Raw genomic sequence first — 12,616 nt, forward strand, 5'->3', positions numbered from 1 at the left:
TTTTACTTATTCCAAGAGTCCTGCTTGCAAGAATATCTCTCCTACCGGATATCACTAAAAACTTACGGCCCAAACATCTAAATATATGTCGCACTCTTCATTAATTGCGAGATATCCAATCGAAAAAAAGGCACTTTGCGATAAATTAAATTATTTATATTCATAGGCTTGCGTAAATTCATCGCGTAATTACACTATTATTACTGGCAGAGAACCAGTCAATCTAGAGTTGCCCTTACCCTTTGCCCTGAGTGACCTTCCTGACTCAGGGCTCTTTTTTAAGGTAGAGAATGAATATGTTTGATTGGTTCGTCTTGGTTATGCTGACTATAATTTCGGCCCTATTTTTTGCTTTGTTTTTTGTCAGTGACATCTGGAGCTATTAAAAAGCCCCGGCGTTTATAGCCAGGGCTTGAATGGTTGCCGGTCTTTCCCGACTCTCACTTCACACCGAGGGGCGCACTTAGAAACTCCCCACCAAAGGGTTCGATAGTGCGTATCAGGCTAAATGCGCCCTTCTGATGCGCTTTCCAGCCACTCCGGGCAATCCCATCTTCGCAGGCTGAAAAGCTTTTTCTGGAGCGGGCAGTGGGAATCGAACCCACATCATCAGCTTGGAAGGCTGAGGTAATAGCCATTATACGATGCCCGCATTGGTCCGCCATCGAGGCCTCGAACCCCGTACCTACAACTTAATGGTCGTTGCTCTTCCTGCTGAGCTAATGGCGGTTTGGTGGCCCTTGCTGGGCTTGAACCAGCGACCGAGCGATTATGAGTCGCGCGCTCTAACCAACTGAGCTAAAGGGCCAAGGCGCTGGATTCTAAAACAACAATATTAGACTTTACAATAGCTAATGCTTATCTTTACAAATGCCCATTAAAAAGCCCCAGCGATTACTGAAGTTTCTGGTGCTCTCAACCGATAAGTTTCAAATCAACTTTCCGGTGAGATTTCTCGTCCTGATAGAAGTTTGTAATAGTCTAATCATTCCGGACACCTTGTTAGAGATATAATGAACAACGCTATGTTCTGCTGCTTCATGCAGCGGCTAAGCCTGTTCATACTGAAATGGATGCAACGTATGGCAGTCGGCGCATGTGTATTGAGCTGCGAAAGGCACGGGCGCTGCCTCTTAATGATGATGCCGTTGCAGTGATGCGGAGAATACCCTGCGGCAACGAATATGTTTTCTCAGAAAATGGAGAACGGGAGGGGTATAAAACAGGGGGGACTTTGAAAACTCACTGCTGCTTTCTGGTATCTCAGATTTTCGTTTTCATGACCTACGCCATACTTGGGCTAGCTGGCACGTTCAGAACGGTACGCCATTAATGGCATTAATGGCATTAAAGGAAATGGGAGGATGGGAAAAGTTGGATATGGTCACTTGAGCGGTGAGCATTTAAGCAAATTCAGCGGCATCGTCACGTTTTTGGCACAGGAACCAGAAAACGCGAATGATGCCGCCAAAATATCACTTTTAAGTTAATGATTTAAAAAGCAAACAAAAAACATGTCATCTAATGATTGCGCGCAAGCATCAGAATGACCATCGGATGTTGGCATTAACGGCATTAACCTGGGTATCAGAACCGTATTGCCCCTGATAGCCGAGATCCAGGCTAGTGGATCGCGACAGCTTCACGCTCACCCCAACGTCCGCCACCATCAGGTTGTCATCAACCGCGGTGCCCTGCGTGGTAAACGCATCGCTGCCGGCAAAGGCCATACGCGAAGAGGTGGTTTTATCACCGTAGGCATGTTGCCAACCCAATGAACCATAAAGGCTAACGTTCTTCGGCAGTTCAACCGTACCGCGCACGCCCAACGTGGAATAGAAGGTATTCATCGTTTCATTACGCACGCTCAGCGCTGCCGCGCCGCCACTTTCCTCGAAGTTATCCGTATGCAGGCGGATGTAGCTCAGATTGACGAAAGGCTCAAGATTCGCGTCCGACTGCCCAAACCGGTAGCCCGCTTCGGTGAATGCCAGCAGCGAGTCAGCATCATAGTCTGCCTTAAGCCGATCCGAGTAATTACCGAAGTTTACGTTGCGTTCATTTTCCAGCCGGTGCCAGGTGTAACCCAACGCACCGCGTAACGAGAAGGCGCCTTGCTGCCCTGCGGCATACAGACCGAGGTGATAATTATCGCTGTTGGACTTGGAGCGGCGGCTATCGACATCATAATCACCGCGGCTATAACCAAAATATCCACCAACGCGAACACTGCTATCCGCTAATTTATGGTCTGCCCCCAGCAGGAAACCGCTGGTGTTGCCATCGAGTTTTCCGACGTTGTCGTTACCGCTGTTTCTTGCCCATGAGCCAAACGTCTGCCCCCACACGCCGCTGTTTTCGGCCTGCGCCGGTTGAACCAGCGTCATTGCCAATGGCGGAACGGGCAACGTATCGTTATCAAAAGCGCGCAACATGCGCTGATTGAGCACATTGAACAGCATGGTGCTGCCGGCAATCAGGTTAGATTGCATGGAGGGGTAGACCTCACCAGAAAGTTGATTGAATGCCTCACGAGCTTCGGGCGCACTCAATAACAACAGTGAGTTGTACAGAGCTAATGAAGGGCCGCCTTGCGCCAGAGTCGAGAGCGCACCCGCGGTATTCCATTGGTTGTCGGTTTGTGCCACCGTCTGGAAAATACCTGGTTTGCCGCTGCCTTCTCCCGGATTCTCACCACCTGGGTTTTCGCCTCCCGGATTTTCACCGCCTGGGTTCTCACCACCCGGATTCTCACCGCCTGGATTCTCGCCACCCGGATTTTCACCGCCGCCTTTCTGCGCAATCGTCAGATCCACGGCGTTAGCATCGTGTTTGAGCGCCACGTCCAGGAACGCAGATTTTGAGACCGCCTCGGCGAACTGCCCGTCAATTCCCCCTTCCGAGGTTAAAATACGGTAGCTTTGGCCGTTCTGATAGCTGGTTTGCGGGTCCAACGCGGTCACCTGCACTTTGGCCTGATCGCTGATAGTGGTTTTACCCGTAACCACCAGTTTGTCACTGCTGCCATCACCGGCGATATCGACGTCGTAGAAAGATTCACCAATGAAATTCAGATAGCGTTTCAGCGTCAAAGTGCCAATATTCCCGTCACCGGGTGAAATATGGCCACCGGACTGAATTTCTGTCTGACCTAAAGTGCCATTGCCACCCAACGTGCCGCCGGATTTGATTGACGCAGCGCTGCTGTAACCCAGACCATTACTGACGTCGGAACCGGCTGTCGCATTGAGGATCAACGTACCGCCATTCTCGGCACTCAGGGTCTGCACGTCGAAAGGACTGTCTTCTGGCTGCGTATTGATATCGCTGTTAATGATGATTTTGCCGCCACGGGCGGTCACATTCGCCTTGAGCTGAGTCAGGTCGCCGCTCAGCGTCGTCCGCCCGGCGGTGTTGATCACGTCACCTTCGCCAACCATCTTATTGCGGAAATCGTAGTTGTCGGAGGTATGGTTAAAGTACACATAACTACCGAATAACCCACCGCGCAGATTGACCACCGTTTGGGCATCGAGAGTACCCGCACCGCCCGCCGTACCGAGCGTGGGTTCGGTCAGACCGGTGCCAGTATCCATATTGCCGCGGCTACCGATGATTAGCGCGCCCCTGTTCGAACCGGAGCCGGTATCGCCCAACCGCAGCTCGTTAGCCCCGGCGGAGAATGTTCCTCCGTCCACCAGCGACAGCACACCGTTGCCATAGTCCCCCACGTTGACGCTGCCGGCACTGGTAAAGCGCGAGTTCTCACCGGCGATATAGAGCTCGGCAGTTTTCCTCGCCCCTGAGACGCCCGCCACCTCGAGGCTGTCGACGTTGACCGCGCCGCCATTCAGCACGTCCAGATCGCCGTAGAGCGTGAGCGCGCGGCCGACATGCCACTGCGAATTCGCCCCCGTAACCGTGGCTTTCGGACTTAGCTTATCGGTCTCGCCGGGCCCGGAACCGTTGCCGATGCGCGCATCGAACGTGGTGTTCAGCACCGCGCCGTCTTCAATCGACAGTGTGGATCGGGCCCCCAGATCGGTGCCGACGCTGAGAAAATTGCTGACGACTCTGGAACCGGCGCCCGTCGCGACAAGATGACTGTCGTAGCCACGGCTGGAGCCGACGACGATCTCTTTCGCGCTGGCCAGCGCCCCTTCTTCAACTCGCAACGTACCCAGGCCGAGGTTTAAACTGCCACGCAGAACATTTTGATCGTTTATGGCACTCAATACCGCATTCGGTCCTCTGACCGTGACCAGGCTTTCATAAATTTTGCCGTCTGAGCGGGTGCCGATATTGATGTTATAGCCGCCGACCTGGCCATTATCTATCAACAGGTTTCCACTTTGATTGCGACCGACGTAAACATTCCCGCTGTAGGCTAAGGATTCTGTCACCTTGGATTCACCATCGAAAATAACATCGTCTGCCCGAGCAATATCGGCAGACCCGATCAATAGCAATGGCGCGGAAAAAAGTGCGAGGTAAACTTTGGAAAGCGGTTTTCTTACCGCTAAATGATGCGATATTTTATCTTTCATGTTTTCTCTCCGGCCTAATTAACTTAGTACCATCAAAATTATTATTTATATGAAAAATTCAATGTATTAGAAGTGTAGAGTGCGTAATGCCGCAAACACAAATTGATTGACATCGAGACGCCAGCTTATTGCCCCCCCCCAGCGCTAACGCCTCAATACCTAATTTATTGGGCTTGCGGATCAATACTGATTTCCCCCTCGGCTCACGCCCACAGGAGATTATTTATGCGTGACAACCGGGGTACAGCTCGGCGCGCTCAGCGAGGGTGCCGAGCCTAAAATACCCGGCATCATCAGCGAGGAGCAGTCGAAGATGCGGCCTTTCTCGGTGGTGGCACGGTAAGAGAGCTTTTGTCCACCCAGTGCGTCGGGTTGGGCACCGTTAACATTGGTCACGGTAATTTCGTCTGATGAGCCCAGACCCAGCATTTTGGCCGTTTCCGCCTGTAGCAAAGGTATTGCCTGATCGGTTTTCAACGTTGAACAACCGGCGACCAGTAAAGTCACGGCAAGAGCGATAAATGGTTTCTTCATAAATTATCCTTTTCAACCAAACAGATCCAAACGCTGAATGGTTCTATGTTTTAACTTATCCAAATCCCCACTTAATATATTTCTCTTTCCTAAACGAAAAAACCCTCCTAAAGTAGGGAGGGTGGATAATGAAAGATCATCGGAACCATCCGATACGTTTATACGAAGGAGATAGCTTTGGGGCAGGAGTATGCGCTGGTCGTTGATGACCATCCTCTGGTAGCAAGTGGCATCGCCAATTTCCTTAATACGCATTGTCGATTTAAACATGTCCACATGGCGACCAACGAAGAAAATTGCTATCGCCACATTATGCTAAATGGCCCTCCTCGCTTAATGGTTATAGATTTCTGGTTATCCAATGGTACAGCCCTTAAATTACTCAAAGAGGTGAGTGAGCGTTATTCACAGGTTCGCCTACTGGTGGTCAGTGGCGACGACAACAATGAAATATGGCAAAAGGTGCGAGAGGCCGGTGGTCACGGTTTTGTGCTTAAAAACGAGCCGCCTGAATTATTCGCCGAAGCCGTTTCCGCTCTGATGGAAAATCGAAAATGGTTCCCTCTGGAGCATGGGGAATGTGTAACCAACGCTCACAGTTACCTGCAAAAATTCAATTTAACCCCGCGACAAATAGAAGTATTAATCATGATGATGCGCGGTTTCCCCAATAAGAGAATAGCTTCGCAGTTGTCTATTTCCGAACCCACGGTTAAAGAACACATTAGCAACATTCTAAAAAAAATAGGCGTAAACAACCGGGTGGAAGCCATCACCCTGCTGCATGGCAGGCAGGATCATTCGCAATGAAATTACTTCAATCATTACAAAATGATGAGATCTCCCCACGCGCGCAGATCCGCCTGCTGGACAATACCTTCATGCGGTTGGTCTTCAGCTTTACCGCCGTGCCCTTTGTCGGTATTCCTTTCGCCATTTGGCTCTATTTATTGGGGAAAGAACTCACGCCAATTATTGTCTGGATAGTGATATATTTTCTCTGCGCCTTGGCCATCAGATTATGGCATCGCCGCTATCGTCATGATACCCAGGAAAATAACGCCGCCACAGTGATTAGCCGTTGGTTGCCGCGCATTAATAACGTCGCCTTCGTGCATGGCTTGGGTATTTCATCCTTATATTTAATCACCCCAGAAAAAAACAGCTTCGATTTTTTCCTGTTATTAAACATCAGTATCGCGGCCATCGTCGCCGCCAACGCAACCCATCTGACGCCGGTCATCAGCACCTTTACGCGCTTTTTCTTCGCCTCCTGGGGGGTGCTTAATCTTGGCATTCTCTGGCGATTAAATGATGTCATGCCGATCGTGCTGATGCTCAATTTGCTTTATGGGTTCGCCATTTACCGACACGCACTAACCTCGCATGCCTTCTTTATTCAGCAAGCCTTACTCGAAGAGAAAAGCTCGCGCCTTGCGGAACAATTTCGGCAAGCCAAAGAAGAAGCGGAACAAGCCTTGCTGGATAAAAACCAATTCCTTACTACCGCCAGTCATGATTTGCGTCAACCGGTGCATGCCATGGGTTTTTTGATCGAAGCCATCATCCATAAAAACCACGATGTCACGCTCATCCCCCAGCTATTGGATCTGCAGCAAAGTGTACGATCCGTGCATCTTATGTTTAATTCCTTACTCGATCTCAGCAAAATTGAATCCGGCAACGTCAGCACAGCCACTACCCATGTAGATATTGGTACCCTGCTTGATTCGGTGATGACCCTGTTTCGTGAAGAGGCGAATAGTCGGAAATTGTCATTGCGGGCCTGGCGGCCCAAGCGACGAATTCTCGTGGTGGGCGATCAGCTACTCATCAGGCAATCACTGATTAACCTGATACAAAATGCACTGCGTTATACGCAAAAAGGGGGCGTGCTGATAGCCATCCGCCCACAGGGGAGTGAATGTCTGTTCGAGGTGTGGGATACCGGCGTTGGCATTGCCGACGAAGAGAAAGGCAAAGTCTTTTCCCCCTATTATCGTCCCGAGCTGGCGTGGAAAATTGACAGTGCCGGCCATGGATTAGGGCTGGCGGTAGTGGCACGCTGCGCCAAACTGATGAAAGTGAAATACGGCATGCAATCCGTTGAAGGCAAGGGTTCACGTTTCTGGATGCGCTTCGCCCTTTACAACGGAGAATGCGAGCTACCAGAAAGCGCAAACAATTACTCAAATGCCATTACTCCCATCCGCTATGCGCCATTATACGGTTCCTGCCTGGTGGTGGACGACGATCCGCTGGTGACCTCCGCCTGGGAGAGTTTAATGAGCACCTGGGGCATCACAGTGCGTTGCGCCGCTTCCGCAGAGGAGGCTTTTGCGATTATCGACGAAGGCTTCTCGCCTTTCGCCGTGCTGTGCGATCAACGACTCCGCTCCGGGGAGAGCGGCTTCGATATCTTGAAAGCGCTGTTTGAGCGCCTGCCGGATACCAGCGGCGCCATGGTCAGCGGGGAATTCAACTCGCCGGTACTGCAAGAGGCCGAGCAGGAAGGCTACCTGGTATTGAGAAAACCGCTGGAGCCGGCGAAATTGCATGCTTTGTTGAGCCAATGGGCGAGCAGTTAGCGAACACAGACTGGCCGGAACGGGGCTCTGGCCCCGCCGCCAAAAAACGCCTTAAACACCAAGCCCCCGCAGGCAATGCCGCGATGTTGCGTACTAACCGATCGACGAACGCATCAAGCTCGGCGGCGGGCAATGCGTTGTGAACTTATGCCTGATAACTCCATAAAATTCCGTCACATAATAAAAAATCCCGCAGTTACGCGGGATTAGATGTGATTGCTGTTATTTAGCGCCAGCCTAAACCGGCCACTAAATCATTCCCACTCAATGGTAGCCGGTGGCTTGCCGCTGATGTCATAAACTACACGGGAAATGCCGTTCACTTCGTTGATGATGCGGTTGGAGACCCGGCCGAGGAAATCGTACGGCAGGTGCGCCCAATGCGCGGTCATAAAGTCGATGGTTTCCACTGCGCGCAGTGAAACAACCCAGTCGTATTTACGGCCGTCGCCCATCACGCCGACCGAACGTACCGGCAGGAACACGGTGAATGCCTGGCTGACCTTGTTGTACAGATCGGCCTTGTGCAGTTCTTCGATGAAGATGGCGTCGGCACGGCGCAGCAGGTCGCAGTACTCTTTCTTCACTTCGCCCAGCACGCGCACACCCAGACCTGGCCCCGGGAACGGGTGGCGGTACAGCATGTCGTAAGGCAGGCCCAGCTCCAGGCCGATTTTGCGCACTTCGTCTTTGAACAGCTCTTTCAGCGGTTCGACCAGGCCCAGCTTCATCTCTTTCGGCAGGCCGCCCACATTGTGGTGCGACTTGATCACGTGCGCTTTGCCAGTGGCAGAAGCGGCAGATTCGATCACGTCCGGGTAGATGGTGCCCTGCGCCAGCCATTTCACATCGGCTTGCTTGCAAGCTTCTTCGTCGAACAGCTCAACGAACACGCGGCCAATGATCTTGCGCTTGGCTTCCGGCTCGTCAACACCGGCCAGAGCGCTCAGGAAGCGGTCTTCCGCTGCGACGTGAACGATGTTCAGGCCGAAGTGGTCGCCAAACATTTCCAGTACCTGATCGGCTTCGTTCAGGCGCAGCAGGCCGTTGTCGACAAACACGCAGGTCAGGCGTTTGCCGATGGCGCGGTGCAGCAGCATGGCGGTAACAGAAGAATCCACACCGCCGGACAGGCCGAGGATCACGTGGTCTTCACCCACTTGCTCGCGGATACGCTCAACCGCATCTTCGATGATGGTCGCAGGCGTCCACAGGGCTTCACACTGGCAAATATCCAGCACGAAACGCTCCAGCATGCGCTGGCCCTGACGGGTGTGGGTCACTTCCGGGTGGAACTGCACGCCGTAGAAGCGTTTTTCTTCGTTGGCCATAATGGCAAACGGGCAGGTGTCAGTGCTGGCAACGGTCACGAAGTCAGCCGGAATAGCGGTCACTTTGTCGCCGTGGCTCATCCACACGTCCAGCAGCGGTTTGCCGGCCGGGCTCAGGGCGTCTTCAATGTCGCGCACCAAAGCGCTTTCGGTGGTGATTTCCACCTGGGCATAACCGAATTCACGCTCGTTGGAACCTTCTACCTGGCCACCCAACTGCATCGCCATGGTCTGCATGCCGTAGCATACGCCCAGCACCGGGACACCGGCGGTAAACACGTATTCTGGCGCGCGTGGGCTGTTGGCTTCGGTAGTGCTTTCCGGGCCGCCGGACAGGATGATGCCGCTTGGATTGAATTCGCGGATTTGCTCTTCGCTAACGTCCCAGGCCCACAGCTCACAGTAAACGCCGATTTCGCGCACGCGGCGGGCTACCAGTTGAGTGTATTGCGAACCAAAATCCAGAATAAGGATGCGATGCTTATGGATATTTTTTGTCATGTGAGGCGAATTCCAGCAACAGAGAAAAAGAGCGAAAATAGTGTTTTCGGGGTGAAGCGTTACGCCCCACCCCGGCTTCTCCCGCAGGAGAAGTTAAAGCATTAACCCATGCGGTAGTTCGGTGACTCTTTGGTGATGGTCACGTCATGCACGTGGCTTTCCTGAATGCCGGCGCCGCTGATGCGCACAAATTCAGCCTTGGTGCGCAGCTCGTCGATGGTGCCGCAACCGGTCAGGCCCATGCAAGAGCGCAGGCCGCCCATTTGCTGGTGAACAATGGCTTTCAGCATGCCTTTGTAAGCCACGCGGCCTTCGATACCTTCCGGCACCAGTTTGTCGGCGGCGTTATCGGTCTGGAAGTAACGGTCGGAAGAGCCTTTGGACATCGCGCCCAGTGAACCCATACCGCGATAGGATTTGAACGAACGGCCCTGATACAGCTCGATTTCGCCCGGAGATTCTTCGGTACCCGCCAGCATGGAGCCGACCATCACACAGGATGCACCCGCCGCGATAGCTTTGGCGATGTCACCGGAGAAACGGATGCCGCCGTCGGCGATAACCGGGATGCCGGTGCCTTCCAGCGCTTCAACCGCGTCGGCGATAGCGGTGATCTGCGGTACGCCCACGCCGGTAACGATACGAGTGGTACAGATGGAGCCAGGGCCGATCCCCACTTTCACCGCGCTCACGCCGGCGTCGGCCAGCGCTTTGGCACCAGAGGCCGTAGCGACGTTGCCGCCAACGATCTGCAGATCCGGGTATTTGGCGCGGGTTTCGCGAATGCGCTGCAATACGCCTTCGGAATGGCCGTGGGAGGAGTCAATCAGCAGGACGTCAACGCCGGCAGCGACCAGCGCATCAACGCGCTCTTCGTTACCTGCACCGGCACCAACCGCCGCGCCAACACGCAGGCGGCCATGCTCGTCCTTACAGGCGTTTGGCTTGCGCTCCGCCTTCTGGAAGTCTTTTACGGTGATCATGCCCAGCAGATGGAAGTTGTCGTCCACCACCAGCGCTTTCTCAACGCGTTTTTCGTGCATTCTTTGCAGCACGACTTCACGTGCTTCACCCTCTTTCACCGTGACCAGGCGCTCTTTCGGCGTCATCACGGCGGTAACAGGCTGGTTCAGATCGGTCACGAAGCGCACGTCACGGCCGGTGATAATACCGACCAGTTCGTTCTCTTCGGTCACTACCGGGTAGCCGGCAAAGCCGTTACGCGCGGTCAGTTCTTTCACTTCTTTCAGCGTGGTGGAGGGGGTTACGGCTTGCGGGTCGGTAACTACGCCGCTTTCATGTTTTTTCACGCGGCGGACTTCTTCAGCCTGACGCTCGATGGACATGTTTTTGTGAATGAAGCCCAGGCCGCCTTCCTGCGCCAGCGCGATGGCCAGGCCAGCTTCGGTTACGGTATCCATGGCTGCGGACAGCATAGGGATATTCAGGCGGATAGTTTTGGTCAGTTGGGTGCCAAGCTCTGCGGTATTAGGCAGAACTGTGGAGTGAGCTGGAACCAGTAGAACGTCGTCAAACGTGAGTGCTTCTTTCGCGATACGTAGCATGGGCAATATCTCACCAGAGTGGGCTGTGAAAAAGATAAAATATTGCCGCGGCATTATACAGAGCGTAATCGGTTGCCTCCAGCACTTTCTCACAAAAACTCTTGATTACCTTTTTCAGCCCTGTAGTATCGACCAATTAAGTGGTTGTTTTGGAATTTGATCTGGGTCACATGTCGCTACCTGTCTCGCCGTCTATTTTTACCGTAAGCCGCCTGAATCAGACGGTTCGACAGCTGCTGGAAATGGAAATGGGCCAAATCTGGCTCTCTGCCGAGATCTCCAACTTCTCCCAACCCTCTTCCGGCCACTGGTATTTCACGCTGAAAGACGATCGTGCGCAGGTCCGTTGTGCGATGTTCCGCAACACGAATCGCCGCACCACCTTCCGCCCGCAAAACGGCCAGCAAGTGTTGGTTCGCGCCAGCATCACGCTGTATGAACCGCGCGGCGACTATCAGCTGATTGCCGAAAGCATGCAACCTGCCGGTGACGGCCTGTTGCAACAGCAATTCGATCAACTGAAACAGCGCCTGAGCGCCGAAGGCCTGTTCGACCAACACTTCAAACAACCGCTGCCCAACCCGGCCAAACGCGTCGGGGTGATCACCTCCGCCAGCGGCGCGGCGCTGCACGATGTGCTGCAGGTGCTGCAACGGCGCGATCCTTCGCTGCCTATCGTTATCTACCCGACCTCGGTGCAGGGTGCGGAAGCGCCATTGCAAATTGTGCGTGCCATCGAAACGGCTAACCGCCGCGACGAGTGTGACGTGCTGATCGTCGGCCGTGGTGGCGGTTCGCTGGAAGATCTGTGGAGTTTTAATGACGAACGCGTGGCGCGGGCGATTTTCGCCAGCCGCATTCCGATCGTCAGCGCCGTCGGCCATGAAACCGACGTCACCATTGCCGACTTTGTTGCCGACCTGCGTGCGCCAACCCCTTCAGCCGCCGCCGAACTGGTCAGCCGCAATCAGCAGGAGCTGCTGCGTCAGTTGCAATCCCAGCAGCAGCGGATGGAAATGGCGATGGATTACTATCTGGCCCAGCGTCAGCAGCAGTTCACCCGCATCAACCACCGTTTGCAGCAACAGCATCCACACCTGCGCCTAGCGCGTCAGCAGACGCTGTTGTTCAAACTGCAGCGCCGGCTGGAAGATGGCATGCAGAACCAACTGCGAGTGTCTTCACGCCGCAGCGAGCGGGCGCAACAACGCTTGGCGCAGATGCAGCCACAGGCACGCATTCACCGTTATCAGCAACGCGTGCAGCAGCAGGAATACCGACTACAGCAGGCGCTGGAGCGCCAACTCAATGCTTACCGCCAGCGTTTCGGCGTGGCCTGCAGCCAGCTCGAAGCAGTCAGCCCGTTGGCGACGCTGGCGCGTGGCTACAGCGTGACGCAAACCCCACGCGGCGAACTGCTGAAAACCACCAAACAGGCGCAGGTAGGTGAATTACTGAAAACCCGTCTGCAGGATGGCTGGGTGGAAAGCGAGGTAAAAACCATTACCCTGACTAAAAAGCCGCGCAAAAAGCGCGCGACTGAATAACTC

General features: G+C 53.8%; 8 protein-coding genes, 3 tRNA genes and 1 pseudogene. 5 read left to right on the forward strand and 7 right to left on the reverse strand.

The window, feature by feature from the left end:
• Positions 1-577 precede the first annotated feature (577 nt).
• The 3 genes from ACUTQ5_RS17380 to ACUTQ5_RS17390 form a co-directional block, all read right to left on the reverse strand.
• Positions 578-652, reverse strand: a tRNA-Gly gene (locus ACUTQ5_RS17380).
• 2 nt (positions 653-654) lie between these two features.
• Positions 655-729, reverse strand: a tRNA-OTHER gene (locus ACUTQ5_RS17385).
• Positions 730-731: 2 nt separating this feature from the next.
• A tRNA-Ile gene (locus tag ACUTQ5_RS17390) sits at positions 732-808 on the reverse strand.
• A gap of 443 nt (positions 809-1,251) precedes the next feature.
• Here ACUTQ5_RS17390 and ACUTQ5_RS17395 point away from each other — a divergent pair.
• Both ACUTQ5_RS17395 and ACUTQ5_RS17400 read left to right on the forward strand, forming a co-directional pair.
• Positions 1,252-1,386: pseudogene (locus ACUTQ5_RS17395) on the forward strand (tyrosine-type recombinase/integrase); the annotation flags it as partial.
• Positions 1,365-1,490 carry a hypothetical protein gene (locus ACUTQ5_RS17400; RefSeq protein ID WP_445652260.1) on the forward strand — a complete coding sequence of 42 codons (126 nt, stop codon included), beginning with the start codon at positions 1,365-1,367 and terminating at the stop codon, positions 1,488-1,490. The pseudogene ACUTQ5_RS17395 and the gene ACUTQ5_RS17400, both read left to right, overlap by 22 nt.
• A gap of 51 nt (positions 1,491-1,541) precedes the next feature.
• Here the strand turns inward: ACUTQ5_RS17400 and ACUTQ5_RS17405 are convergent, their stop codons facing one another.
• Together ACUTQ5_RS17405 and ACUTQ5_RS17410 are read right to left on the reverse strand one after the other, a co-directional pair.
• Complete coding sequence (locus tag ACUTQ5_RS17405) at positions 1,542-4,547, reverse strand: autotransporter outer membrane beta-barrel domain-containing protein (RefSeq protein ID WP_445652261.1); 3,006 nt, start codon at positions 4,545-4,547, stop codon at positions 1,542-1,544.
• 219 nt (positions 4,548-4,766) lie between these two features.
• Positions 4,767-5,081 (reverse strand): hypothetical protein, encoded by a 315-nt coding sequence (locus tag ACUTQ5_RS17410; RefSeq protein ID WP_445652262.1) that lies wholly within the window; start codon positions 5,079-5,081, stop codon positions 4,767-4,769.
• A gap of 177 nt (positions 5,082-5,258) precedes the next feature.
• Here ACUTQ5_RS17410 and ACUTQ5_RS17415 point away from each other — a divergent pair, with 177 nt between their 5' ends.
• Both ACUTQ5_RS17415 and ACUTQ5_RS17420 read left to right on the forward strand, forming a co-directional pair.
• Complete coding sequence (locus tag ACUTQ5_RS17415; protein WP_445652263.1) at positions 5,259-5,891, forward strand: LuxR C-terminal-related transcriptional regulator; 633 nt, start codon at positions 5,259-5,261, stop codon at positions 5,889-5,891.
• Positions 5,888-7,669 carry an ATP-binding protein gene (locus ACUTQ5_RS17420; RefSeq protein ID WP_445652264.1) on the forward strand — a complete coding sequence of 594 codons (1,782 nt, stop codon included), beginning with the start codon at positions 5,888-5,890 and terminating at the stop codon, positions 7,667-7,669. The genes ACUTQ5_RS17415 and ACUTQ5_RS17420 overlap by 4 nt, the downstream gene beginning before the upstream one ends.
• 254 nt (positions 7,670-7,923) lie before the next feature.
• Here the strand turns inward: ACUTQ5_RS17420 and guaA are convergent, their stop codons facing one another.
• Positions 7,924-9,501 carry a glutamine-hydrolyzing GMP synthase gene (gene guaA, locus ACUTQ5_RS17425; RefSeq protein WP_445652265.1) on the reverse strand — a complete coding sequence of 526 codons (1,578 nt, stop codon included), beginning with the start codon at positions 9,499-9,501 and terminating at the stop codon, positions 7,924-7,926.
• Positions 9,502-9,602: 101 nt separating this feature from the next.
• Entirely contained in the window at positions 9,603-11,066 is a 1,464-nt protein-coding gene (guaB, locus tag ACUTQ5_RS17430; protein WP_445652266.1) for an IMP dehydrogenase, read from the reverse strand.
• A 170-nt stretch (positions 11,067-11,236) separates the two neighbouring features.
• Here guaB and xseA point away from each other — a divergent pair, with 170 nt between their 5' ends.
• Complete coding sequence (xseA, locus tag ACUTQ5_RS17435; RefSeq protein WP_445652267.1) at positions 11,237-12,613, forward strand: exodeoxyribonuclease VII large subunit; 1,377 nt, start codon at positions 11,237-11,239, stop codon at positions 12,611-12,613.
• The last annotated feature ends 3 nt before the right edge of the window (positions 12,614-12,616 follow it).

This window comes from Serratia sp. NA_112.1, assembly GCF_052691715.1.